The organism is Haladaptatus cibarius D43 (genome assembly GCF_000710615.1).
Lineage (GTDB): Archaea > Halobacteriota > Halobacteria > Halobacteriales > Haladaptataceae > Haladaptatus > Haladaptatus cibarius.
Genome location: NZ_JDTH01000002.1, coordinates 820,240 through 844,685 on the forward strand (window position 1 = coordinate 820,240; position 24,446 = coordinate 844,685).

The following is a 24,446-nucleotide window of genomic DNA, read 5'->3' on the forward strand; positions in this document are numbered from 1 at the left end:
ACGACGAGAACACAGGTGGGGAGTGGTTTATCGACAGTCACAATCTGTTGTATCTCCGAAGGAGTCGCTAAATAGCATATTTTCGTGAGAGGCGCTAGGTAATCACGACTCCACTGAAAACCGCCACCGCCCTGCAACCGTCCACACGACACCCCAACCGACTCCCGCCACTCACTCCGGAAGCGCAAACTCTTCCGTGCTCTCGTTCACTCCTTCGTCGTTCACGAGAACTCCGTTCGTTCTGGTTGCCCCTCGCACGCTTTGGCTCGACTTCGAGGCCGCGATGTCCTCGAAGTCTCGCAAGCGCGCCACTTCGGTTGGTTGGAATTTCGAATCGACGCAATCGCTTTGGCGCGTGCGTCAGCAGGGCTGAGGATTCCTCAGCCCTGCCGATTATCACGCGAGGGGCGACCGAAACGAGCGCCAGCGAATGAGGGAGTCGGTTGGGGAGGACGTGGTCTGCGGAGGCGGTGGCGGTTATTTTGGAGTCGGCAACTGCTAACATCACCCTGAAAAACACGTTTCCGTCGGAAGACTCGCAAAAACGGAGTTGTACTCGAAAGCGGCAACGTCGACGGAGAAGGGGAAGAATAACCTGTCCGCACTGCGTCCCCTCGCGCATGACCGACGAAGACGATTTCCGGTTCGAAACGCGTTCCATCCACGCGGGACAGGAACCCGACGAGGAAACGGGCGCGCTGATGACGCCGATTCACGCCAACTCGACCTACGTACAGGACGCCCCCGGCGACCACCGCGGCTACGAATACTCGCGCACGGGCAACCCGACGCGCACCGACCTAGAAGACAACCTCGCCAGTCTGGAAGGCGGGGAGTTCGGCCGCGCCTTCTCCAGCGGAATGGGTTCCATCAACACCGTGCTGAACCTGCTGTCTTCGGGCGACCACGTCATCGCCAGCGAAGACGTGTACGGCGGCACGCACCGAATCTTCACGCAGGTGTACGCGGACTACGACATCGAATTTTCCTTCGTGGACATGACCGACGTGGACGAGGTGTCCGACGCAGTCCGCGACGACACGGAACTACTGTGGGTCGAAACGCCGACGAACCCGCTGCTCAACGTCGTGGACATCGCCGCGATAGTCGATATTGCAGAGGATGCCGACGCGCTCTGCGCTGTAGACAACACCTTCGCCACGCCGTACCTCCAGCGACCGCTCGAACTCGGTGCGGACATCGTCTCGCATTCGCTGACGAAGTACCTCGGCGGTCACTCCGACGTGGTCGGCGGCGCGCTCATCACGAACGACGAGAAACTGGACGAGCAGATCGGCTTCTACCAGAACAGCGTCGGCGCGACCCCCGGCCCGCACGACTGTTTCCTCGTCCTCCGCGGAACCAAAACGCTCGGCGTCCGGATGGATAGACACTGCGACAACACCCGCGACATCGCGGCGTGGTTGGACGACCACGAAGCCATCGAAACTGTGTACTATCCCGGCCTCGAATCCCATCCGAATCACGAACTTGCGGCGGAGCAGATGGACGACTTCGGCGGGATGGTCAGTTTCGAACTCGACGCAAGTTTGGAGGAGGCCGCGGAGGTCGTGGCCGAGACGGAGATTTTCACCCTCGCGGAAAGCCTCGGCGGCGTCGAATCGCTCATCGAGCAACCCGCGACGATGACCCACGCCGCGATTCCAAAAGAAGAACGACTGGCCGCAGGGCTGTCCGACGGCCTCATCCGCGCCAGCATCGGCATCGAACACGCGGACGACCTGAAAGCCGACCTTCAGCAGGCGTTCGATGCGGTGCTGAACTGACGAGGGGAAATCAGCCGAATCTTTCAGGCTTGTTGCTCCCGTCACCTGTCGCATGGAACTCGACCAGCACGTCTATTCGTTCCCACTCACGTTCGACCGCGGCGACCGCGAAACGACGATTCATCCATCGGGCGTCGAAACCGAAAGCGGACTCATCCTCCTCGATGCGGGGTTTCCCGGGCAGATAGAGGACTTGGAATCGGCACTGGCGGAACACGGCTTCGAACTGGACGACGTGGAACTCCTAGTTTTGACTCACCAAGACGGCGACCACGTCGGTTGCGCGGGGGAACTCGTCACTCGAACTGACGCGACTGTCGTGGCGCATTCGGGAGACACCCCAGCAATCGAGGGCGACGAAGCCCCCATCAAATCCTCCGGCGACCGCTATCCGCTGGTTTCGGTGGACGTACAGATTGTCGAAAACGTCGTCTTCCGAACCGAAGCCGGCCCACTGCGAGTCGTTGAAACCCCGGGACACACGCCCGGCCACGTTTCGCTCGTGCTACCCGAGGCCGACCTGCTCCTCGCTGGCGATGCGACGGTTGCCGACGAGGACGGCCTCGTCGGGCCGAACGAGCGATTCACGCCCGAAATGGACGACGCAATCGACTCGCTCGGCAAACTCGCCGAATTGGACGTGAACCGAACACTCTGCTATCACGGTGGATTCGTCGAAGATTCGGACGTTCGAGCGACGTACGAGTCGCTCACGGAATAAAACGACAAAACCGAAAAGTCGGACGGTTGGACGACCGGATAACCGGATTCCCGGTTTATATCCGACCGACGTTCTGCACTTCGACGCTCTCGACTTCTTCGACGGATGCGAAGCGCTCTTCGACGGCTTCCGTGCCGCCCGCGTCGTCGGGGACGATGACGGTCGGCAGGAGCGCGACCAGACCGAACGCGACGTTGTCGCGCTCGAAGCCGTTGATTTTTGCTCCTTCCGGGAGCGAATCCTCAAGTTTCTCTTGGAGGTCGTCGAGGTCGATTTCGGGGCTTTGCGGCATAACCTTGATTTTAGCGGCTACTTTTCCCATAGTTTACGGTCCGAGGAACCCACAGTCGGGGCACTCGTAGAGGTTGCTCTGTTTGCGGCACTTTGCACAGCGGTAGATGGTCTGCCCGCAGTCGGGGCACTTGAACGACGCGGCGTTCGTGCCGGAGATGTTAATCCCGCACGAGACGCATTTCCGCGCCTGCTTTTGCGTCTGACTCATACCCCCACGTTCCGCCGCGCGGCTTTTAACGCTTCCCTTCTTGATTCGAAACCCGCGTTTCGGAATGCGCCTTAGAATGCGCCCGTCTCGACGGACGTCTCTGCGTGGAGGCTGTCTTTCAGCGCGTCGTGAACCTTACAGAGTTCGAACGCGCGGTCGATGACGTTCTGAGCGGTTTCGTCGTCCGTTTCGGTTTCCCATTTAATGTCGAACGAGACGGCGTCGAGTTTGTCGTCGTCGTTCAGTTCGCCGTCTACCGTGATTTCGATTTTACCGAGGTCGCCAGCGTCGCGCTGTTCGCCGCCGACGCGCAGGGCTGGGACGTAGCACGAGCCGTAGGCCGCGAGCAGTGTTTCGAGCGTGTCGGGTGCGTCCTCGCCCGTCGCGTCGATGGTGAGCGAAAAGTCGCGGACGTCGTTCTCTGCGCTGTATCCTGCTTCGGACGTGGTAGTGACTTCTGGCATTGCAGTTTGCACGTCTGTCGCAACACTCCTAAGGTTTGTTCTTCCGGCTTTGTTTGTTGCGACGAGACTCGTATTTTGTAGTCCGTGTTGCTTTGGACTACTGTCTGTCCTCTAGAGCGGGCGATTCGAGCGCCACTGGCAATTCTCGACTCCGAGACAATCGGCACGACGGAACCAGAAGTGGGTGGTTCAAACGAGGGTCGTTTCCGGAAGCAAATCACGACAATCCATGACCGCCACCGCACCGCAGTCCCCCCCCATTCTTCCCCGCCAGCGCGGAAGTTGCACTCAGTGCTCGCTTCGCTCACTCCTCGTGCGAACGCGCTGGCACAACCTTTCGGCTGACGAACCGAGCTACGTGGCGCGTGCTGGCGAGCCGTCGAGGAGTTCACCTCCGAGAATGCGAGACGAAGTCGCGCGAGGTCTTCGCGAGCGGAGCGAGCGAATGGCTCGTCGGAGTTCATCTCCGACGGTGGACGAGCGAAGCGAGTCGGCCGAGGAGGCATGTGGGCGGTTGTGGTGCGGGGGCGGTCATGTGTTGTCGGGAATCGTTCCAGAATCGAGAATAGTCTCCTTCGAATGCGGTTATTCACCCGTTAGCATCTCTATCACATCAAAAAGAATCCTGCCTGAACGCGAATCCTTAGTACGAGAGTTCTTCGGAGAGGTCGAACGACTCTTCGCCCTCCAACACTCGAACGTCGGCATTACAGCCCATCGCATCGACCTCTTTCGCAAAGTCCTCCGGGTCTTGTTCGATTGGCGGGAACGTGTCGTAGTGCATCGGGAAGGCGAAATCGGCGTCCAACCAGTCCACAGCGATGGCGGCCTGCGCAGGCCCCATGGTGAAGTGGTCGCCAATCGGTAGCGCAACCGCGTCGGGTTCGAGAAACGGGCCGATGACTTCGCGCATCTCGACCATCAGCGAGGTGTCGCCCGCGTGGTAGAACGTCTCGCTCTCCTCGTCCGACACCTGCGTCGGTTTCGTATCCGAGATGACGAATCCGGCGGGCATCCCACCGGTGGCACCGTAGCTCGTGTCGATGCCGTTGGTGTGGTCCGCGCGAACCATCGTAACGAACGCGTCGCCGCATTCGACGGTTCCGCCGAGGTTCATTCCCATGCCGCCGACGGCGTCGTAGTCGCCGAACTCGTCGTTGCAGTAGCCGACGACTTCGGGAGTCGCAACCAGCGTGGTTCCTTCGTAGCGGTCTACGTCGCCGATGTGGTCTGCGTGCCCGTGCGTGAGAAGGAGGTAATCCGGGTCGAGTTCTTCCGGGTCGGTGTCGGTTTTCGGGTTGTCGAAAAACGGGTCGATGAGGAGGTCAGTGTCCCCGACTGTTACGTGCCACGTCGAATGTCCGTACCAAGTGAGTTCCATAGTGCGAATTTGGGTAGGGCGTAATCAGTCTTAAAAGATGTTGGCGATGTGTGGGGCGTTACCGGAGTCCGAACGATTTAGGCCTACGGATTCGACAACCGACATATGAAACGAGTCCGATTCCGCGACCCCGCTGGCTCAGTCCGAACCGGCGAATGGACAGACAACCGAATCCACTTCGCAGACGACAGCTACGACCCGGACGAAGTCGAAATCCTCGCGCCGACCGACCCCTCGAAAATCGTCTGTGTCGGCCTGAACTACGCCGACCACGCGACGGAGCGAAACAAAGACCTTCCAGACCGTCCGCTTTTGTTCCTCAAACCGCCGAACGCGGTCGCTTCCCACGACGACACCATCACGCTCCCGTCCGGAAAGGAACGAATCGACCACGAGGCGGAACTCGGCATCGTCATCGGCGAGCAGTGTCGCAACGTCGCGGAAGAAAACGCGATGGACGTGGTTGCTGGATTCACCTGCGCGAACGACATCTCCAACCGCGACGACCAAGACAAGGAACAAAACTGGGTTCGCGGAAAGGCCTTCGACAACTCCTGTCCACTCGGCCCGGTCATGGCGACTCCCGACGAAGTACCCGAAGATGCGGCAGTTAGACTGCGCGTGAACGGCGAACTCCGACAGGATTCCTCGCGCGACCAGTTCATCTTCTCCGTGCCGGAACTCATCGCGGAAATCACGACATACCTCACGCTCGAACCCGGCGACGTGGTCATTACCGGCACTCCAGCGGGCGTCGCGCCGCTTTCCGACGGCGACACTGTGGAAGTCAAAATCGAGGGTATCGGAACGCTTTCCCACGACGTTCGGATTCCTTGAGAGTGGACTTTTGAGCATGGATCGACTTTCTGCACGAAGTCGCCACTACGGAATCACGAAAACAAAAACGAAAAGACCGTTATTCCGCGATTACAGCGAGTCCCACGCCTTGAACGCGCGATTCCACGAGGTGATGTCCGCAATCCAGCGTGCGGCGATGACCTTCTTCAGGATTTCCGCCGGAGCCGAACTGAACGTGCTGATTGGAACGTCCATCCCGCCAGCCTTGACGCTGTGGGCAACTGCGTCGTCACCGATGGAGATGACGGTTCCCTTGTCGTCGAACGTCCACGTTTTGAGCGGTTGACCGCGGATTTCGCGCGCGATGTTCTCCCCGACGACTTCGGCGGCCTGCCACGCGGCCTGAGCGGTCGGTGGTGCCGGGTTCTCGCCTTGGTCGATGATGGCGCTGTCGCCGATGGCGAACACGCGGTCGTCGCTGGTCTGGAAGTTGGCTTCCGCCGTGACGCGGTTGTGCTGGTTGTCGAGGTTGCAGTCGTCCAGTGCTTTTCGTCCCGTGACGCCGCCAGTCCAGACGAACACGTCGTAGTCGAGCGGTTCGCCCTCGTCGAACTGAATCTCCTCTTCGGTGGCTTCCGTAATCGGGTCGTCCGTGAGGATGTTGATGTCCTTTTCGAGGAGGTGTTTTTTCACCGTGCCCTGAAGCTCTGGGTCTTGGCCGGGCATAATTTCGTCCATCGCCTCCACGAGGTAGATGTCGATTGGCGCGCGGTGTTTGTCGCGGTACTCCGCGACTTCGCCCGCGCTCTGAATGCCGGAGAGTCCGGCCCCGCCGATGACGACTTTTGCGGGGTCGTTTCTGGATGCGGTTTTCGCGGCCTCTTTGACTTGGTCGTGAATTTCGAGTGCGTCGTCAAGCCCTTTCAGCGTGAGCGCGTTCTCGGCCATGCCGGGGATGCCGTAGAATGCGGTGTCACTGCCGAGCGCGACGAGCAGGTAATCGTAGTCGAGGTCGTTTCCGTCTTCGAGTTCGACGGTGCGCTCGTCGGTGTCGATGGCTTCGACCGTATCCTGCACGAATCGGGTACTCGGCGATTTGATTTCGTGAATCGGGAGCGTGATTTTGTCTTTCACTCGTGGGTCGCGGATGACCCTGTGGGATTCGTGTAGGACGAGATGGTAATCAGTGTCCGACACCCACGTGATGTCGACGTCATCGAGTTCTGCTTCGAGTTGCTGTATCGCTCCGGCACCAGCGTAGCCAGCACCAAGAACGACAACCTTCGCAGTCATACCCGAACCTCTGGAGTCATGCGATACAAAGGTGTTGAAACCCGAAGCAGAATGCGAGATATTCTCACACTCGGGGTCGCTCCTCATTCGTTGGCTGTAAGCTTTAAAAGCAACCGCGCTAAACATCTCGGTACTATGGGAAAGCAGGATTTGCGGAAGCAGGCACACGACCTCGATGTGACCGTCTGGGTTGGAAAAAGTGGCCTCGGTGCCGTCACCGAAGAACTGAAAAATCAACTGAAAAACGAAGACCTCGTCAAGGTGAAGTTCCTTCGCGCGGCCCGCGGCGATTCTTCGACTGACGAACTCGCCGCGGAACTGGCTGATGAGGTGAACACCGAACTCATCGAAACCCGTGGAAATACGGCGGTGTTCCACTGATGCAACAGGAAAGCGGGAACCAGGGGGCAAACACGGCAATCGAGGAGTTGCTGGTTGACGCTGGACTCGGGGCAGACATTGCCGGGCCTTTCTCTCAGGCGCTCGTGTTCATCGTCGCGTTCGTCGTCATCTACATCCTCGGCCGAATTTTCGTCATCCCGCTCATCAAGCGACTCCTCGACAGTCGCGGCTACGACGAGAACGTCAAGAAACCGCTGACGAAAGCCACGCAGTTAATCGTCCTGTTCGCGGCAGTCGGGATGGCCTTCGCCTTCGCGGGATACGGAAACATCCTCACTGCGCTGGCAACCGTCGCCGCCGCCGCGACGTTGGCAATCGGTTTCGCGCTCCAGAACATTCTCGCCAACTTCGTCGCTGGAGTGTTCATCTTCACGGACAAACCGTTCAAAATTGGCGACTGGATTGAATGGGACGATGGGACGTACTCGGGTATCGTCGAGGACATCGACCTTCGCGTAACTCGCGTTCGAACCTTCGACAACGAACTCCTAACCGTGCCAAACGCCGTCTTAACCGACGGCGTCATCAAAAATCCGGTCGCCAAAGACGAACTCCGGATTCAGTTCCTCTTCGGTATCGGCTACGACGACGACATCCACCAAGCCACGGACATCATCGTTGAGGAGGCCGAAAACCATCCGGAAATTCTGGACACTCCCGAACCGTCGGTTCGGCTCACGGAATTGGGCGACTCCGCAGTCGGACTGAAATCCCGATTCTGGATTGCCGACCCGAAGCGCGGTGACTTCGTGAAGACGCGCGGCGAGTACGTCACCGCCGTCAAGGAGCGATTCGACGCGGCAGGCATCGACATGCCGTATCCGCACCGCCAACTCACTGGCGGCGTCGAAGTCGCCAACCCTGCGGAGTTGGAGACGCTCAGCGGCGACTAAGCGACGACGGAAAATCCGACTCCCTCCCTTTAATTTCAATAGTCGTGAAATAGTGTTGAAGTAGCTCGGGCTGTATTTTCACCGTATGAAGAAAAGTAGACGCGCCTTCCTTTCCGCCCTCGGCACTGCCTCGGTCGGTGGGACTGTCGCGCTCGCTGGTTGTGCTGGCGACGGCCCGCAGGACGCGAAAGCTGACTCGACGGGAACTGTCGGAACGACACAGGAAGGGGCAGAGACGACTGCCCAGAGCGATAGTAAGCCGGAACAGACCGTCACGACTTCCACAATCCGTGCCGGAACCGAACAGGAAACGACCCTGTACGAAATCCAATCCGAGAAATCCGGGCCAACAGCCTTCGTCATCGGCGGCATGCACGGCAACGAAGAAAGCGGCTACTGGGCGGCCAGCGATATTCGAGAATGGGAAATCGACGCCGGAACGCTCGTCGTTCTTCCGGAAGCGAACACGCAGGCAATCGAACAGGAGCGTCGAAAGTTGCCGGAGGGAGTGGATTTGAATCGGCAGTTCCCAATCGGCGAACCGCCGAAAAACACCCTCGCGCAGGGAATTTGGGATGCAATCAGCCAACACGACCCGGACGTGCTGATGGATCTCCACAGTTCGAAGGGGATTTTGGAGCGGGAGAACGACGAGGGTGTCGGCCAGAACATCTTTCGGTCGAGTCACGAAAAGATAATTCAGAGCAACCAGACCGCCATCGAACTGCTGAACGAGGAATACGTGACGGGATACGACCCAATCTACGATTTCGTCCACACACTGATGGACAAGACGGAATACGCGACTGCACCCGTACTCATGAACAAAACGCGAATCGACCTCGATATTCCGTCGTGTCTGTTCGAGGTCACGCAGGACGACGTGGAACCGGAAAAACGCGCGCGATGGACGAAAGTGTTCGTGTCCAGCATGCTCGATACGTGGGGTGTTCGAGCGTTCCAGATGGACGACGAAGCGGGTTTCTGATTCTTCTCTGGGTAGCGTTTTGACTCACCAGTAGAATACGATATGAATGCGGACGGCCGGAGTTGCCCGGCGTTCCGGGCCGGGGAGTCCCGGTTGCCTCCTCCACCCCGCGATCCTACGAGCGACAGATGTCCGATGGTCCGCTGCTCACTTCCGTGCCTGACGGATTGCCACCGACTAACTGCGACGAGACACCCCTGCGAGTGTTCGACGCAGACCGCTGGCCCCGCAGGACGAGGCTTCTGCGTTGGCTTCCGGGGCCCGACCCGGTCTGACCGGACGAGTCCGGAGTTCGGTTCCCGCTCAAGACCACAGCGCGGGCAAGGAGCAGGGCCTAACTGCTCAACCTAGTCCACTTCCAACTACTCCTCTCCACCTTAAGGGCCTTTCGGGTTCCGCGCCGCATCCCGATTCCATCCCACAGTTCATCGTCATCCGACAGTTGCGATGGCGATGATGTTGGAAACGACGACCAGCACTCCGATGACGAGATACACCAAACTTCCGAGCCGAAACGTCTGCCGCGAGTACTGCGTCCATCCCGACAGAACGACCAGTAAAAGGACGGTAATTGCCTTGATGAAAACCAAGCCAAGCAGTCCCATCTCCTTCAACAGGTGCGCGACGAAGGGATTGCCTTCTTTCAACCCGAGTTGGAGTCCCACTCCGGTCGTCACAACGTCGCCGAGCATCACGCCGAGAACAGCGACTAACAGGGGCAAGGAGACGTGTGACCACAGATTCGAGTTGTCGGGTGACACACCCCATCTCCGCCGTCACGGCACTTTGTTATAGGGAGACTGTCGGAGAGTAACAACTCGCTGTGCGACGAAAAGGGATGACTACAGCACGTTTCGGGCGTACCAACCCGCACTTACCGGGACGGCAAACGTGACGAGTGCAAAGGCCCAGCGATGCCCCGACAGCGAGTCCATCCGCGCCGCTTCCACGAGCGTATCCGCCGGAGTTACGACTGCCCACCAGAGCGTAATGACGGCCATGAACGCACCGAGGGCGAGGGTAACGCCAGCGACGGTCGCGGGGTCGCTCCGGTTTTGCAGGCCGGAACCGAACGCGATGATTGCCACGAGTGCAAAGAGCGTATCGAGGAGGTGGACGGGAACCGGAATCGTTCCGTAGTACGCCCCGACCACCGTCGCCGGTGCGAGGAAGTACGGCAGCGAGAGGAGCAAAAGCACTGCTACACACGACGCGATTCCGACTTTCGGCGCGAGTCGCTTGCTCATGTCCGAAGCCACTCACCGAACTGAGTTAAACGCCGCGTTTGAGTCGGAAAAATCACATTACTTCGGAACGAACGGCCGAACATGGGATTCGGAAGCACGGCCAAAAAGATTCAGAAAGTAGCAGACACCGCCGAAAAACTGTACGCCAAACTCAACGAACTGCGTGAGCAAGTGCTCGCCATCCGCGATTCGTTAGAAGACACGGACGAGCGCGTCCAGAAACTCGAAGTCGAAAACGCGGAACAGAAAGCCCTCATCGAGGCACTCGCCCGCGAACAAGGTATCGACGTCGAGTCGGTGCTGGATGACGTGGAAACGCCAGAGAATGTCGAAGAAGACGTTGCGGACGACAAGACTGACGGGCAAAGCGAAGAGAGCACGAAAGACGAATCCGCGCAAGCGAGCACATAACAACGACTAACAGTCCGGCCTTCCTTTTCTCGCGCATGACGACACATCGGGAACCGCTCGATTCGGTGCTGGACACCGTCGGGCAAACGCCGCTCGTCCGCGTTACGGACGCACCCGACGAGGTGCCTGTGTACGCGAAGTTGGAGTCGTTCAACCCCGGCGCGAGCGTCAAAGACCGCATCGGGAAGTACATGCTCAAACGGATGCTCGAAGACGGCGAACTCGTCCCCGGCGGGACGGTCATCGAACCGACCGCCGGAAACACCGGAATCGGCTTCGCGGTCGCCGCGGGACAACTCGACGTAAACGCCGTCTTCGTCGTTCCCGAACGGTTCAGCGTCGAGAAACAGCAACTCATGGCCGCACTCGGCGCGGAAGTTATCAACACGCCGACTGAGGACGGGATGGGCGGCGCAATCGACCGCGCCCACCAACTCGCAGAAGAGACTGAAAACGCGGTGGTTCCACAGCAGTTCGGCAACCCGCTGAACGTCGAAGCCCACTACGAGACGACCGGGCCGGAAATATACGACGCACTGGACGGGGAAGTCGGTGCGGTCGTCGCTGGCTGTGGCACCGCGGGAACCCTGATGGGAATGGCGAAATACGCCCGCGAGCAGAATCCCGATACCTACGTCGCTGCCGTCGAACCCGAGGGGTCGCTGTATTCGACGACGAAAGGAGCGGACGTGGACGAAGAAGAGTACAAAATCGAGGGAATCGGCACCCACAATCCGGCGACGAACGAACTGTTCGAATCCGACCTCGTAGACGAAATCGTGCAGGTGCCGGACGAAACCGCCCACGACGAACTGAAACGACTCGCACGCGAGGAAGGCCATCTGGTCGCCTCCAGCGCGGGCGCGGCGAGTGTCGCGGCCCGACAAGTCGCGGAGAAAATCGAGAGCGGGGAAATCGACGCTCCATACGATTCGGTCGTCACCGTTTTCGCCGATTCGAGCGAGCGATACCTCTCGAAGGGAATCTACCGTTCGTTCGCGGAGTGGGATGGATAAACGAGTTCTCCTCCGTCCTCCGAAGTAGTAACAGGTGACGTCTGAAATCGAAGACGTAGTCCGCGAACTCCGTTCTCATATATAGTAAAATTACAAAAATACTAATCGGCATCCGTCCGCATTCTTTACGCCAGACCAACCTGCTCTCGGTCGGCGACGTTCGACAAGCGCGGAAAACCGGACAGACGAACCATGTCACGTACCAACAAAAGCAGTGCTATCGATGAGGGCGAATCGGTGTACCGAGAATACATATTAGGCGTCAGAATCGTCACGGTACGACTTCCGGGCGAGGACGAGCCGCAGTATCGGTTCGAGGCACCGGAACATATCGAAATTCGCTTCGAGAACCCGGAACTGGCGGAACTGTACGCCGATATTTACTTCGACGTAAACGGGTTCGAAGAGGCTGGCACGGGTGAACGCGGCGTCCCACCGGAGATAATTCAGGCAGGCCGGGATACGCTGGCCGCGTACTTTCTCACCCAACCGTACTCGGACATCAACTGGGTCGCGTCGTTTTACGGCAAGAAACCCACGGAAATCGAGCGGTACATCGCTTCGGTTCGAAAACGCGCCCAAGAGATACGCGACGGGGCAGAAGAGATGGGAATGGAGTAACAGCGTTCCGCCTTCTTACAGACGCACATCGTATCTTCTAACTATCGTATTTTAGATGCTCCTCTGTCGAGGCGTATCGGGTTTATACCGTATGCAACACTACATGCTTCTGAAAGGCTGCTGTCTGATTCCATCTATTACGTTGGAATATAGACCGACGGAACCCACTTTTCTGCGTCAATGCGGCGATTTCACACCGCAGAAAGTAGCATTTCGATGGCAAGTAGAGATATATAAAAATGCAAATAATATAACCAAAGTCGGTACATATACATCATTGTGTTTGTGATTACGGCATATATCAAATATATCTATTATAAATTTACATATGATCGGAACGTATCTACCTGACTGCATGGTCGAGTTCACCCGACGCAAACTGATGGCGACGTCCGCGGCCGCCGCCTTGGGCGCGAGCGTTTCCTCGAACGTCACCGGAATCGAGAGTACAGAACCTCCAGAAGACGACGACACGCCTCGCGCACCCTACGTGAAGGGCGGCCTCAAACGGTTTTCATCGACGGCGTTCGGTGCGGAAGTCACGGGGCCGTTCGTGTTCGAGGACGGAACCCCACTTTACAGCCTCCAGCACCCGAGCCGGGACAACCCGGCACCCTACAACAAATCCGGAATCGGCTATTTCAGCGGTTTCCGGTTCTCAATGGGCGGGAGCAACGACGATTTCGACGAGCTATCGACGCCCCAGACGAACGAAGAACAGGGAATGATTCGGAGTGCAGACGGGGAGTACGTATTCCTCGCGCAGGAAGAAGACCGCATCAACGGCGGCACCGAACGCCTCGGTGTCGTTCAAACACCCGACGGGTGGGACATCACCCGAGACGTTTTTGCGGGAACCCAGTACGGGGACGCCGCCTACAACCCGGACTGTAACGAGTTCGTCGCTACGAACGACGAGGGAACCGAAGGCTACCTGTTCACCAACTGGGAAAACAGCCCCGGGAACATCTCCCGTATTCCAATCAGTCAGGACGCTGACGGCGAGTGGAGTGCCGACTTGGAGTCCGCCATCAACCTCGCAAACACGGAACCTCTGCGCGAACTCGGCGGCACGCGAATCAACTGCTACGGTGACCTCTCGCCGTGGAATACGATGATTTCGTCCGAGGAGAACTACGCACACCCTCGCGTTTCGCTCACCGCGACAGTGGGCGACATCGTAGAACAGGGAACCGGGAAAAATCTCATCGGTGCCGTTCAGTTCTGGAACCGACCGAATCCGAACGAAATTCAGGAGGCCATCGACGGCTACTACGGCGACGAATCGTGGGCCGTGCAGGGATACTGGGCGTTGACGGGACTCGAATTCCTCGCATACTATCTCGGCGCAGAGCAGATTGACCAAACTTCGAGTCCGGTCGACCAATCCGCAGAAGACGAATCTAATACGGCCGAACCAATCGGCGACGTCTACCCGAACCCGTACCGCTATGGCTACCACGTCGATGTCCGCGAACCGACTGCGGAAACGCCACAACCGGTCAAATACTACGTCATGGGTCGGGCCGCGTGGGAGGCACCGGACGTACAGAGCGACCTGAAAACGGTGTACGGCTGTTCCGACGGCGACAGCAAGGGCATCTACAAGTTCGTCGCCGACGAACCGATTCCGGACTTCTGTGACCCCATGGACACCGCCGGAACGCTGTACGCGCCGAAGGTGACCAATGAGGAGGCCGCAAAGAAGAATCCGCCAGCCGATGTCAACCTCGAATTCGAGTGGATAGAACTGGGCCACGCCACCAACCGCGAAGCCGAGGAGTGGATTGCCGAGTACGACGACATCACGCAGGTGGATTACCTCGAAACGCACGCAGAAACCGACTGGGAAGAAGACCTCGACGCGGCGCTCGAAGAGGCCGACAAAGAAATCGTCGAGAACGGCAACCAGAACTACATCACGAACGAGGAAATCCTCGCGTGGGCAGAACAGTTCGAGCGCGACGGGCCGGACGGCGTGGACGACGAACTCCGCAAGGTTCCGTTCCTCGAAACCCGCGCCGCCGCCAAAGAAATCGGTGCGACCATCGAGTTCAACAAGGCCGAAGGAGTGGACAGCGTTGCAGGAGCGCAACCCGGCGACTACGTCTACTTCGCAATCTCGGAACTCAACGACGCCATGGCCGACACGTTGGGCGACGTTCGACTCGACCGCGTGGACGGCGGTGTCGTCTACCGCGCCGAACTCGAAGACGACTACAACGTCTCGACCCTCGAACCCGTCATCGTCGGCCCAGACGCGAGCGACCCCGCCGACGTGGCGGACGACGCGCTCATCAACATCGACAACGTCTACGTGATGGACGACAGTCGCGTCCTCTGCTGTGAGGACGCCGACAAGTTCGGCCGGTCGTACAGCAACGACTGTCTGTACGTGTACGACCCGGAAACGGACGACGACCGTGGCCACGGAAACGACGACGGCGACGACGAGGATAATCCCGGCAAGGGAGACGGAAATCCGGGGAAAGGAAATTCCGGCAACGGGAACGACTCTGGTAAGGGCAAGGCAAACAGCTAAACGCCACCCGCGAATCCCTTCATTCCGCTTTTTTAAGAAGTAGCTCGTACGCTAAAAACAGCGCTTACTCCAGCAACCGCTGATGTTCGACTTTCATACAGTGGTCTTGTACGACCCGTTTTCCGGCCGCTTCCGCGCGGTTCGCGGCCTCGTCGTCTCGAATTCCTAACTGCGTCCACACGACGCCTGCGTCATCGCGTTCGATAGCGTTGTCCACGATGTCGCTCACTTCCTCGCTCGGGCGGAACACGTCCACGATGTCGATTTCCTCGTCTACGTCAGTGAGCGAGTCGTAGGCAGTTCGGCCGAAAATCTCGTCCGCGAAGGGGTTGACCGGGATGACGTCGTAGCCGTGTTCGCGGAGGTAGTTCGGAATCTCGTGGGCGTCCTTGCCAGGCGTCGAGGAACAGCCGACGACGGCCACGGTGTCGAGTTCGAGGATGTCACGAAGTTCATCGTCGCTTTCGATTGGCATGGAAGAACTGACGCTGCGAACGTGGAAAAGGATTTGGCCCCGCGACCGGCGTTGGCCGATAATTTCGGTTGTAGCGGCCGATAACTCCAGCCGATGACTCCGGGCGCTACAACGGTTGCCAGCCAGCGGTTTTGCCGACGCCTTTCATCCGGAGTTCGGATTCGTTCCCGTCGGCCTCTCGAACTTCGATTTCGCCGTCGAACAACTGCCGGAGCGTACTCATCGTCTGATTGTCGTGGGCCGTCGAGTCGATGATGAACAAGCCGAGGGCTTCCGCGCTCTGGACGCGCCCGGTAAAAACGTGCAGGAATCGGAAGACGGTCTGGAGATTCGAATACATGAGAAGCGTCGAAAGCGAGTCGAACGCGATTCGGTTCGCACGCACGCCCGAATCGTAAAATCGCTGCAGGAACGCTGACAGTTTGATACCGATGCCAGTCATATCGACCGGCGAGGACGCGAATTCGACGCTATCGACACGACGCGCGGACATCCCTTGCTGCTTCGAGACGCAATCGACGATGCCGACAGGTGACGACGGGGTTTCGAGGCGCGATTCGTACTCCTTGAGCACGTGTTCGCCGCTATCCTTCGTCGTCACGATAATCGCGCCGTCGCCATCGTTTCCACCGTCTGCAAGGGTGTCGAGCGCGAGGCTCCTCTTGCCAGTCATCGGTGAACCCGAAATGAGCAGGTTTGTCCCCGGGTCGACTTCCAACTCCGAGAACACATTGTCTAACGTATACATCGTGGTACCTCACACCAGTGTAATGGACAGAAACGGACACAGATACCGTGTCCCTTTTCTCCCCCTGCCTTATCTGGGATTAATATATTGGAGTCCACTTATATTCTTTTTGATTGTTGATTGAGCGGTTCGGTCAGTTACTCACGCTAACACAGCGACTCGGCCGACGACGAACGCGATTGCGGCGAGAAACATTCCGTACTTCAGATGGTTTTGTCCCGCTGTCGGGTTATCAACGCTCTCGTACACTGCATAGAGCATGAGGGCATCTGCCGGGAGAACGACCGCGAGATACGGGAGGCCGAACGTCTCCCACACATACGGAAGCGGACTCGCCAATACGGCGAGTACGAGGAAAACGGCTCCGACGAGGATTGCCGGTCGCGCACCGATTGCCAGCGGAAGCGTGTTCAACCCCTCCTCGCGGTCGCCCGCCATATCCTCTACGTCTTTGATGATTTCGCGCGTGAACGTCGAAAGCCCTGCCAGCAAGAACAGAATGAATGCGGCGCGAACCCCCGCATCAGACCCGAGTGAAATCGCAGTGTTCTCTGCATCAACGGCGACCGCGACGCTCCCGAAGAGGAACGTGCTCCCACCGAGATACGCCACGACCGCGTTGCCGACTCCCGGGAGTCCCTTGAACAGTTTCGTGTAGGCGACGAGTGCAAGGAGATTTATCGCCGCAATTGCGATTGCGAGCAGGGGAAGCACGAGCGCCGAAACGACTGCACCTGCAAACAGTAGTCCGCTGAAGAGCAGGGCACCGCGCGGTGAAACTGCACCGCGCGGAATCGGTCGCTCCGGTGCGTTGATGCGGTCGATTTTCCGGTCGAAGTAGTCGTTAATCGCGTTTCCCGCACCGGTCGCTAACCACGTCGCCAGCACCGCTCCGGCGACTTGTACCGGCTTTGCGTCGGTGACAACGCCGCCCGCGACGAACGCACCGATAAATGTCAGCACTCCCGCCGCGAACGTGTTCCCCGGGCGCGTGAGTTCGAACAGTCCCCTTGCACGCCCGTCAGTAGCCATACGGCGTCGTACTCGGCCCACCCGGTATAAATGGAGTGGATGCGATTTCCGCGATTCGAAACCACGACGTTTAAAAGGTACCACCCAATAGATGTGGGTACAGGGCGCTTAGCTCAGTCTGGACAGAGTGCTTGGCTTCGGACCAAGCTGCCACGGGTTCAAATCCTGTAGCGCCCATGTTTCTGCGACGAATAAAGGTGCGAAGCGAAAGATGTAGCGCAAAGGATTTTAATTAGACCAGACGCAGTTCGCGCGCGAAGCGACCGAAACCGTCTGGACGTAGTCGAATTCTGGTACCGCTGTCTGTTTCTAATCGTAGACACACAAGAAAAACGACGGACAATACTCGATCCGTGAACCTCGACCGACTCACTCCTCGATGGCGCGGTGTGGTGCAATGTGCGGCCCGGTCGAACTCCTGCTATCGACGTCGGCATCGACACAGAAGACATCGGCGAGCAACCTTTCCGTCACGACGTCGGTTGGCGGCCCCCAGTCGTACAGTTCTCCGTCTTTCATCGCAACGAGATTGTCCGCGAATCGCGCGGCCTGTCCGATGTCGTGGAGGACGATGCCGACGGTGACGCCTTCCTCGCGGTTGAGCGTTCGAACGACCTCCATGACCCGAAGCTGGTGATGGAGGTCGAGATACGTGGTCGGCTCGTCGAGCAGGAGAATATCCGTGTCCTGCGCGAGCACCATCGCAATCCACGCGAGTTGTTTCTGCCCGCCACTGAGGTTGCTCATCTCCTTGTCGCGGAGATGACCGACACCGGCCAACGCTATCGCTCGCTCGACTGCCTCGCGGTCGCGCTCCGAGACGGCTTCGAAGAATCCGCGATGCGGGTATCGACCGTGGAAGACCAAATCTTCGACCGTAAGGCCCCCCGGGGAGTTGTTCTCTTGGGAGAGAAGCCCGAGCTGTTGTGCGAGCTGTTTCGACTCCATCGATTGAATTTGGCTTCCGTCGAGGAGGATACGCCCTCGTTCGGGGGAGAGCTGGTTCGCCATCGACTTCAGGAGCGTACTCTTCCCCGACCCGTTCGGTCCAACGAGGGCCGTGACCTCGCCTGCCGGGAGTACGACCCTCTCGCACTCGACAATCGGTTCAATTGAGGTCGGATACCCGATTGCGAGTTCCTCGCCGACCAGTTCGCTCGCCGCATCAACTTCGTTGGGGTGCCCGGACTCGTCCACCGAGTCGTCGGCGATTGCCCGGTGTTCGGTCATCAGATTTCACCCATCTTGTCCTGTTTACGCATGAGGTAGAGGAAGTACGGGCCACCGATGAGGCCGGTAACGATGCCGACCGGAACCTGCACGGGATTCAACGCGAGGCGTGCGCCGACATCGGCCGCGACCATCAACGCCGGGCCAGCGAAGAGACACCCGACGATAAGCTTCTTGTAATCGCTTCCGACGACGTTTCGAACCATGTGCGGAACGATGAGTCCGACGAAGCCGACGATTCCGGCGACTGCGATGCTTGCGGCGGCGGCAAGCACCGCAACGCCCGAGAGCGCAAATCGAACCTTTTCGACGCTCATTCCGAGTGATTGCGCCGTATTTTCACCGAGGAGGAGCACGTTCAATTGCCGAGAGCTAATCAGCGCGAGCAACATTGCGACGGCTGTCCACGGCAGTGCCATCCGAACCTGTTCCCAGTCGGTTCCGGTCAGCGACCCGGTCGTCCACGCGATGGCCGACTGCACGACGCCGATGTCGTCGGCGAAGAAAAACAGCGCGGTCTGAATCGACCCGAAGATGGTGCCGACGATGACGCCCGCGAGGACGAGCCGAACCGGCGACGTCCCGTTTTTCCACGCGATGCCGTACACGATGACGAACGCGAGTGCGCCGCCCGCTGAGGCGATAAGCGGCAGGAACGCCGACAGTCCGGAGAAAACAACGAGTGTGAGGAGAATTAGTAATCCAGCGCCCGACGAAACTCCGAGGATAAACGGACTCGCGAGTTCGTTCCGGGTGACCGCTTGGAAAATCGCTCCCGAGACGGCGAGATTCATCCCGACGAGGATAGCGACGAACACCCGAGGAAGGCGGATGTTCCAGACGATGAGGCTCTGTTTGTTCATCTCGGGGACTTCGTTACCGAATAAGAACGCGTTCCACGCCTGCCGGTTAAATATCACCTCGGGATTGAACACCGCCTGCCACGCTTCGACGAGCGTCATCGAAAACGCGCCGAAGCTCACTTGTACGAGGGCTCCGGCGACGACGACAATCACGCTTCCGAGACAGAGCGTAATCAGCGACGCATCGAACCACTCCAACAGTTGGTCGCGCCGAGAGGGTGTCGTCGCATCGCCGGTCGCTTCGCTCGCCATGGTTAGTCGTCTCCTTCCAGCGATTGGCCGTCAGTGCCAATGTACTCACGAATCGAATCGTCGGCTATCGCGTCGAGGAGTTCTTCCTCGCCGACTGCGGCGACGACTGCCTCCGAATCGAGGTGCTCGGCCAGCGTTTCGTGGCCGGTTTCGGCTCGCGCCTCGATTTCCTCCGGAGTGATGTACGCGGAGAGCGAGGCATCGACCGATGCCTCGCGCACGCGGCGGAATCGCTCGGAATCAGCACCCACGGGTGCACCGTCTGCGTAGTAGTCGTCGAACCACTCGACCCGCGTTTCGCGCTTGGCCCACTTCTCGTCGAGTTCAGCCTGACGGCGCACCCAATCGACACCACCGGCCACTTCCTCCCACCAACCGTCATCTATTCGAGTGTCCGTGATGACGCGGCGCGCAACCCACGCGCCGCGACCGGCCGCGATAATCGCCTGTTTGTCCGCTCTTTCGGAGGGAGAGGCGACGTAGAGTCCCGACACGGGCGTCGTGCCGTCGTCGTCGGCGTAGCTGCGGTCGAATCGCTCGTGTTCTTCGTCCCCGTGTTCGTACGTCTCGAACATCGCCGCATCGTCGTCCAGTCCGCGCATGTACTCGCCGTCGTAGCGCGTCGCCGCGACGACTCGCCGGGTGGTAACCGGCGTTCCTTCTTGCGGGGTGACGACGAACCCGTCGTCATCGTCGGTTCTATCGACCGATCCGACCAAGTCGGGAACGATGTCACAACCCGCACTCTCGGCGTGCGCGTGCATCAGTTCGTACAGCGTTTCGATGTCGATTCCCTCGGGAAAGCCGAGATAGTTTTCGAGATGGGCACATCGCAGTACGGAAGAGCGTCCCCGATCGAAAATCACCGTGTCGAGTCCCTCCCGCGCAGTGAACACACCTGCTGAACAGCCTGCTGGCCCGCCGCCGACGATAACGACGTCGTGGTCAGTGTCCGTCGTTTCACTCATGTTCAGAACGCTCCGTTGATGATGTCTGCAACCCGTTGGCGGTCGAACAACTGTTGGTCCTCGGGAACCTCTGGATATGGGCCGTTGTCGTAGGATGGCCACTCCCCGAACTGCTCGGGATAGAGCTGTTTGGCGGTCATCTCCACCTGGAAGAGGTTCAAAATCGGCCCCTGATACCGCGCACCCTGTGGATGGGTGCGGCCGTTTTTCACGGCCGCAATTTCCGAGGCGACGGCGTTCGATTCGAGCGTCGCACGGAGGTTGCCCATGTCCGTCGTCGGGAGCATACCCCCGAGGAACAGCATCACGTCGGGGTCGGCTTCCAGCAACACTTCCAAGTCGATGACGGTGCCGGATTCGACCGACCCCTCGAACGCATCGCGCGGCTTGAGCGGGCGCGTGTGCGAGGTGAGGAATCCGGGATTGCTCAGCGTGTAGGCGTAGATGTCGCCCTCGATGTCGGCCGACCCGATCATCACCGCGGTCGGTCGTTCCGATTCGGGCGGGAGGTCTGTCTCGATTGTTGTGAGTATCTCAGCTCGAATCTCGGCGAGCGCCTCGTACCGCTCTTCTTCTTGGAACACCTGCGCGACTTTCTCGAATTGCTCCCACAGACTGGGGTACTCGTAGTCGCCCTCCCAACTGTCCGGCGGCGTCTGCTGACGGGCGCTGAACGAGTTGCCGAACCACGGGCTGATGTTTTGCTCGACCTCCTCGATGTCCGCCATGCTCCAGCTACCGAGTGCCAGCACCGACGCCGGGTCGGCGAGATGGACGTCGCTGTCCAGTTCGTAGAGTTTCTCCTTGCCGACCTCCCACGAGGAGTACAACCCAGTCCAGTCGAGCGAGACGCCAGGGAGTCGCTCCACGAACTGATTCCAGAGTTGGTCGTAGTAGTCCGGCGCGTGCATCGCGTTGATTCCGTCCCCACGACCGAGTGCGAACGCCATATCCGCGTGGTGAGTGAGACGGGTGAACACTGTCTCCGGCGGCGACTCGAACTCGACTTCGCCCATGGGTGACATCGTCACCGTGTACGGCCCGTCCGTCGCGCCGTCGCCTGCCAATGTGGCCGTCTCAGAATCGGTTCCCGTTGCGGTCGGCGTGGAATCCAAACTGCTGTTGCCCGTACAGCCCGCGAGTCCTGCACCACCGATGACTGCACCGCCGTACTTCAGATACTCGCGCCGTGTTGGTGCTCCGTGTCCGCCTCTTTTTTTGGACATGAGTTTTAGGCTCGCCTAAAGATTTAAAGCGTTTTCGGAATTTAGGCCAGCCTAAACTTTGATGATTTGTCAATATTTTACTTAATACGAGTGTTATCTGTAGAGAATTAATATTTATCGCCGCACTCATGGCATTTCAGGGCTTATTTCCCAACTTCTAATCTGGATGAATATAATGTCAATATTTCATCTGGTTCCGGATGTTCGATTGAAATCGACACAGTCCGCCGAAACCGTCGGTAACAATGTACCGTTCGGCAGTCGAACGAACACCTATTGCACGCGCAGTATCGCGGTACGACTACTGTCAAAAAGTATTGTTATTCCCTGTAGTCCCGTGATATCGCGTCAGTTACGCAACGGTCGAAGTCGCCAGCGGCCATAGGCGACGAACGCGGCGAGTACTCCCACAACAAGCGGGACGAGCGCCAGTGCGCCACCACCGCCCAACAGCGTGAGCACCGTCGCACCGCACATGATGAGTACCAATCCTGCGGCGGCCAACGGTGTCAGTCCACTCCGAACGCCCAGCAGGCCGGGGAGAATTAGTCCGACTGCGCCGAGCACTTCGGCGACACCGATGAACTGCAGGAACACCCCCGGAAGCGGTATCGCCATCTGTGCTGTCATCACCCCGATCGGGAGGAGCAGTTTCATCCCGCCCGCATAGAGGAAGAGGGCGGCGAGTAGCCCCTGCACGAGCCATAATGCACCGCTCACAATCGACCGTCGGTGTCGTAGCTGTGCGAGGATTTTCGGTATCCCGAGTCGGTAATTTACGACCATGCTCATTCCACCAACTGCGCGAGGTTTTCGAGGGAGTTCATCCATCCCGCATTGGCATCGTCAACGGGAACGTCCTCGGGGATTCCCTCTTGATGAACTGTGACTGCAGTCCCGTCGGAGACTGCCTCGAAGGTGACCGTGACCGTCATCTCACCGGTCATTCCCGGGTCATCTGTCTCGAATTCGTCCGTGTGGACGATTCGCTCGCCCGGCACCAGTTCCACGTACGTTCCGTGAAACGACTGTGAGTAGGGTTCAAGCTCCTCCGTCTCGGCGATAAACGTCATGCGGAACTGGCCACCCTCTTCGGGTTCTAATTCGTGTACTTCCGCCCTGAAACCGTCCGGAGGGAGCCACTCGCCGAGTTCGTCGGGGTCGAGGAACGCATCGTAAACCCTCTCGGGTGGTGCCTCGATGGTGCGGTTCACCGTCATACTTCGCCCTTCGTTCGTCGTGTCGTCGGTCATCGGTCGTCTCCCGTTTCCGGCTTTGCAGGTAACTCGGTGTCTCTTTCTCCGGTTTCGCGTGCGCTGGTTTTCGCTCGTTCGTTCGATTCGGCGGGTGGTGTCATCCCGCTCGTTTCAGGAGGAGTCTGGTCGGTCGTCATTGTCTTGGTTCTCCAGATGGTTGGCCAGTGCGTCCAATCGGTCGTCCCAGAGGACGCGGTAGCGAGTCAACCAGCCGAACGCTGCACTTAGCGGCGTTGCATCCAAGTAGCAACGACGAATCCGTCCATCCTCTTCGACCTCTATCAGGCCCGCATCTTCTAACACGTGGAGGTGTTTGGAGATTGCGGCTAGCGAGACGTCGTGAGGGTCGGCCAACTCACTGACGCTCTTCGGCTCGGCGGCCATCTGTTCGATGAGTTCTCGCCGGGTCGGGTGAGCCAGGGCTTTGAAGATTACGTCGAGGTTCGGTTCGTCCGGTGGTTGTTCAACCATCCGGTTAACTGTTAGCGCTGCAAGATAGTTAACCTGTTGGTTGAATAAGTTGGGAACCGTTTAGTTGTCCGGTAAACGCCGTTTGCCGGAGAGTCCGTCAGGTTACTCGGCATCAATACCTTCGATACGGTCGTTCTCGCCCACGTGGAACGGTTTTTTCTACCGAAGTTTGCGAACGAGTCGCTACCGGACTGACAGTGCCGCGAGATACGATGCGAACGAAACCACTGCGGCTATCGTTCGAACATGGTTCCACCGCGTCCAGCGGGCACGAACTTCGGCCCACTCGTCCGGCGGTGACGCCGACGACCACGTTGCGATATCGTCGTTCATCGGAATGTGAATTCGCATCGTCACGGCGAACGTCCCGAGTACGTAGACGACAACTCCTACGAGGAACAGTCGGCCGGACAACGTCGTCCAGTCCCCCCAAAACACGAGTATAACCATGCTGATGGCTGGGACGACGACAGCACCGAAGAACACGACGCCGAACACTGCGTTGAGAACTTTTTCGTTGATTTCCTGCATCACCGTCGTGTACGTCGCCGCTGACAGGGTATCGAGCGCCAGAACCACACTGACCGAATAGGCGAAAAAGAATCCAGCCATCAGTCCCGTGAAGATGGTCGATACCGCAATCAACGGGCCGAGTAGCTCCCCGGACAGCACGCTCTGTCGTATCATCTCGAAGAAACCCATTTCAGCGTCAGTGATAGTTCGGCGAATTCGGGGTGGAAGTGACACAACGTCATATTGCTCACGGCTATCTACGAGCTACACGCCCATGGTGATAGCGCCGAACACCGAATCAACGAGCCGCGGGATTTCGCATTCGACACCAGCCACGATTTCGAGT

30 protein-coding genes, 1 tRNA gene and 1 other RNA gene are annotated in these 24,446 nt (G+C 58.8%); 11 read left to right on the plus strand and 21 right to left on the minus strand.

Annotated elements, in window-relative coordinates:
- Positions 1–171 precede the first annotated feature (171 nt).
- A complete protein-coding gene (locus tag HL45_RS20825) occupies positions 172–312 on the minus strand; it encodes a hypothetical protein (RefSeq protein ID WP_158413685.1) in 141 nt (46 codons plus the stop codon).
- A 308-nt stretch (positions 313–620) separates the two neighbouring features.
- Here HL45_RS20825 and HL45_RS09600 point away from each other — a divergent pair, with 308 nt between their 5' ends.
- A complete protein-coding gene (locus HL45_RS09600) occupies positions 621–1,787 on the plus strand; it encodes a cystathionine gamma-synthase (RefSeq protein WP_049970883.1) in 1,167 nt (388 codons plus the stop codon).
- Positions 1,788–1,839: 52 nt separating this feature from the next.
- Positions 1,840–2,508 carry an MBL fold metallo-hydrolase gene (locus HL45_RS09605; protein ID WP_049970884.1) on the plus strand — a complete coding sequence of 223 codons (669 nt, stop codon included), beginning with the start codon at positions 1,840–1,842 and terminating at the stop codon, positions 2,506–2,508.
- Between the two features lie 55 nt (positions 2,509–2,563).
- Here HL45_RS09605 and HL45_RS09610 read toward each other — a convergent pair whose 3' ends face one another.
- From HL45_RS09610 to HL45_RS09620, 4 genes are all read right to left on the minus strand, one after another.
- Entirely contained in the window at positions 2,564–2,830 is a 267-nt protein-coding gene (locus tag HL45_RS09610) for an elongation factor 1-beta (protein ID WP_049970885.1), read from the minus strand.
- A 3-nt stretch (positions 2,831–2,833) separates the two neighbouring features.
- Positions 2,834–3,010, minus strand: coding sequence for an HVO_2753 family zinc finger protein (locus HL45_RS19920; protein WP_007978781.1), 177 nt, complete (start codon positions 3,008–3,010; stop codon positions 2,834–2,836).
- 71 nt (positions 3,011–3,081) lie between these two features.
- Positions 3,082–3,474 (minus strand): OsmC family protein, encoded by a 393-nt coding sequence (locus tag HL45_RS09615; protein ID WP_049970886.1) that lies wholly within the window; start codon positions 3,472–3,474, stop codon positions 3,082–3,084.
- A 643-nt stretch (positions 3,475–4,117) separates the two neighbouring features.
- Positions 4,118–4,855: a metal-dependent hydrolase gene (locus HL45_RS09620; protein WP_049970887.1), complete on the minus strand. Its 738-nt coding sequence runs from the start codon at positions 4,853–4,855 to the stop codon at positions 4,118–4,120.
- A gap of 105 nt (positions 4,856–4,960) precedes the next feature.
- Here HL45_RS09620 and HL45_RS09625 point away from each other — a divergent pair, with 105 nt between their 5' ends.
- The gene (locus HL45_RS09625) at positions 4,961–5,692 is read left to right on the plus strand and encodes a fumarylacetoacetate hydrolase family protein (RefSeq protein ID WP_049970888.1); all 732 of its coding nucleotides are present in this window, start codon (positions 4,961–4,963) and stop codon (positions 5,690–5,692) included.
- Positions 5,693–5,782: 90 nt separating this feature from the next.
- Here HL45_RS09625 and HL45_RS09630 read toward each other — a convergent pair whose 3' ends face one another.
- Positions 5,783–6,946, minus strand: a complete 1,164-nt coding sequence (locus tag HL45_RS09630; protein ID WP_049970889.1) for an NAD(P)/FAD-dependent oxidoreductase — start codon at positions 6,944–6,946, stop codon at positions 5,783–5,785.
- A gap of 135 nt (positions 6,947–7,081) precedes the next feature.
- On the opposite strand from HL45_RS09630, the gene HL45_RS09635 reads away from it, so the two are divergent.
- The 3 genes from HL45_RS09635 to HL45_RS09645 all read left to right on the plus strand — a co-directional run bounded on the left by HL45_RS09635 (position 7,082) and on the right by HL45_RS09645 (position 9,229).
- The gene (locus HL45_RS09635) at positions 7,082–7,327 is read left to right on the plus strand and encodes a YhbY family RNA-binding protein (protein ID WP_049970890.1); all 246 of its coding nucleotides are present in this window, start codon (positions 7,082–7,084) and stop codon (positions 7,325–7,327) included.
- Entirely contained in the window at positions 7,327–8,241 is a 915-nt protein-coding gene (locus HL45_RS09640; protein WP_049970891.1) for a mechanosensitive ion channel family protein, read from the plus strand. The genes HL45_RS09635 and HL45_RS09640 overlap by 1 nt, the downstream gene beginning before the upstream one ends.
- 85 nt (positions 8,242–8,326) lie before the next feature.
- Positions 8,327–9,229 (plus strand): succinylglutamate desuccinylase/aspartoacylase family protein, encoded by a 903-nt coding sequence (locus HL45_RS09645; protein WP_049970892.1) that lies wholly within the window; start codon positions 8,327–8,329, stop codon positions 9,227–9,229.
- Between the two features lie 46 nt (positions 9,230–9,275).
- On the opposite strand, the gene ffs is transcribed toward HL45_RS09645, so the two are convergent.
- The 3 genes from ffs to HL45_RS09655 all read right to left on the minus strand — a co-directional run bounded on the left by ffs (position 9,276) and on the right by HL45_RS09655 (position 10,476).
- An RNA gene (gene ffs, locus HL45_RS19925) (signal recognition particle sRNA) lies at positions 9,276–9,587 on the minus strand.
- Positions 9,588–9,660: 73 nt separating this feature from the next.
- Entirely contained in the window at positions 9,661–9,990 is a 330-nt protein-coding gene (locus HL45_RS09650) for a DUF5658 family protein (RefSeq protein ID WP_233274737.1), read from the minus strand.
- Between the two features lie 81 nt (positions 9,991–10,071).
- Positions 10,072–10,476 (minus strand): DUF7548 family protein, encoded by a 405-nt coding sequence (locus tag HL45_RS09655; protein ID WP_049970894.1) that lies wholly within the window; start codon positions 10,474–10,476, stop codon positions 10,072–10,074.
- A gap of 81 nt (positions 10,477–10,557) precedes the next feature.
- Between HL45_RS09655 and HL45_RS09660 the strand changes: the two genes are divergently transcribed.
- The 4 genes from HL45_RS09660 (at position 10,558) to HL45_RS09675 (ending at position 15,066) form a co-directional block, all read left to right on the plus strand.
- Positions 10,558–10,887: a DUF5798 family protein gene (locus tag HL45_RS09660; RefSeq protein WP_049970895.1), complete on the plus strand. Its 330-nt coding sequence runs from the start codon at positions 10,558–10,560 to the stop codon at positions 10,885–10,887.
- A gap of 35 nt (positions 10,888–10,922) precedes the next feature.
- Positions 10,923–11,903 (plus strand): PLP-dependent cysteine synthase family protein, encoded by a 981-nt coding sequence (locus HL45_RS09665; protein ID WP_049970896.1) that lies wholly within the window; start codon positions 10,923–10,925, stop codon positions 11,901–11,903.
- A gap of 192 nt (positions 11,904–12,095) precedes the next feature.
- The gene (locus tag HL45_RS09670; RefSeq protein WP_049970897.1) at positions 12,096–12,524 is read left to right on the plus strand and encodes a hypothetical protein; all 429 of its coding nucleotides are present in this window, start codon (positions 12,096–12,098) and stop codon (positions 12,522–12,524) included.
- 355 nt (positions 12,525–12,879) lie between these two features.
- Positions 12,880–15,066 carry an alkaline phosphatase PhoX gene (locus HL45_RS09675; protein WP_049970898.1) on the plus strand — a complete coding sequence of 729 codons (2,187 nt, stop codon included), beginning with the start codon at positions 12,880–12,882 and terminating at the stop codon, positions 15,064–15,066.
- Between the two features lie 64 nt (positions 15,067–15,130).
- Here HL45_RS09675 and HL45_RS09680 read toward each other — a convergent pair whose 3' ends face one another.
- The 3 genes from HL45_RS09680 to HL45_RS09690 form a co-directional block, all read right to left on the minus strand.
- Entirely contained in the window at positions 15,131–15,541 is a 411-nt protein-coding gene (locus tag HL45_RS09680; protein ID WP_049970899.1) for a CoA-binding protein, read from the minus strand.
- Positions 15,542–15,647: 106 nt separating this feature from the next.
- On the minus strand, positions 15,648–16,289 hold the full coding sequence (locus HL45_RS09685) for an RAD55 family ATPase (RefSeq protein WP_049970900.1): 642 nt from the start codon (positions 16,287–16,289) through the stop codon (positions 15,648–15,650).
- A gap of 141 nt (positions 16,290–16,430) precedes the next feature.
- Positions 16,431–17,321 (minus strand): geranylgeranylglycerol-phosphate geranylgeranyltransferase, encoded by an 891-nt coding sequence (locus HL45_RS09690; RefSeq protein ID WP_049970901.1) that lies wholly within the window; start codon positions 17,319–17,321, stop codon positions 16,431–16,433.
- A 102-nt stretch (positions 17,322–17,423) separates the two neighbouring features.
- Between HL45_RS09690 and HL45_RS09695 the strand changes: the two genes are divergently transcribed.
- Positions 17,424–17,498, plus strand: a tRNA-Arg gene (locus tag HL45_RS09695).
- 192 nt (positions 17,499–17,690) lie between these two features.
- Here HL45_RS09695 and HL45_RS09700 read toward each other — a convergent pair.
- From HL45_RS09700 to HL45_RS09735, 9 genes are all read right to left on the minus strand, one after another.
- Entirely contained in the window at positions 17,691–18,551 is an 861-nt protein-coding gene (locus HL45_RS09700) for an ABC transporter ATP-binding protein (RefSeq protein WP_049970902.1), read from the minus strand.
- Positions 18,551–19,666 carry a FecCD family ABC transporter permease gene (locus tag HL45_RS09705; protein ID WP_049970903.1) on the minus strand — a complete coding sequence of 372 codons (1,116 nt, stop codon included), beginning with the start codon at positions 19,664–19,666 and terminating at the stop codon, positions 18,551–18,553. The genes HL45_RS09700 and HL45_RS09705 overlap by 1 nt, the downstream gene beginning before the upstream one ends.
- A 2-nt stretch (positions 19,667–19,668) precedes the next feature.
- Positions 19,669–20,634: an NAD(P)/FAD-dependent oxidoreductase gene (locus tag HL45_RS09710; RefSeq protein ID WP_049970904.1), complete on the minus strand. Its 966-nt coding sequence runs from the start codon at positions 20,632–20,634 to the stop codon at positions 19,669–19,671.
- 2 nt (positions 20,635–20,636) lie between these two features.
- Positions 20,637–21,860 carry an ABC transporter substrate-binding protein gene (locus tag HL45_RS09715; RefSeq protein WP_049970905.1) on the minus strand — a complete coding sequence of 408 codons (1,224 nt, stop codon included), beginning with the start codon at positions 21,858–21,860 and terminating at the stop codon, positions 20,637–20,639.
- A 348-nt stretch (positions 21,861–22,208) separates the two neighbouring features.
- Positions 22,209–22,646 carry a DoxX family protein gene (locus tag HL45_RS09720; protein WP_049970906.1) on the minus strand — a complete coding sequence of 146 codons (438 nt, stop codon included), beginning with the start codon at positions 22,644–22,646 and terminating at the stop codon, positions 22,209–22,211.
- Positions 22,647–22,648: 2 nt separating this feature from the next.
- Positions 22,649–23,113: an SRPBCC domain-containing protein gene (locus HL45_RS09725; RefSeq protein WP_049970907.1), complete on the minus strand. Its 465-nt coding sequence runs from the start codon at positions 23,111–23,113 to the stop codon at positions 22,649–22,651.
- Positions 23,110–23,253: a hypothetical protein gene (locus HL45_RS20830; protein ID WP_158413686.1), complete on the minus strand. Its 144-nt coding sequence runs from the start codon at positions 23,251–23,253 to the stop codon at positions 23,110–23,112. Before HL45_RS20830 ends, HL45_RS09725 begins: the two co-directional genes overlap by 4 nt.
- Positions 23,228–23,587: an ArsR/SmtB family transcription factor gene (locus HL45_RS09730; RefSeq protein WP_049970908.1), complete on the minus strand. Its 360-nt coding sequence runs from the start codon at positions 23,585–23,587 to the stop codon at positions 23,228–23,230. Before HL45_RS09730 ends, HL45_RS20830 begins: the two co-directional genes overlap by 26 nt.
- 183 nt (positions 23,588–23,770) lie before the next feature.
- On the minus strand, positions 23,771–24,274 hold the full coding sequence (locus HL45_RS09735) for an anthrone oxygenase family protein (protein ID WP_158413687.1): 504 nt from the start codon (positions 24,272–24,274) through the stop codon (positions 23,771–23,773).
- Positions 24,275–24,446 lie beyond the last annotated feature (172 nt).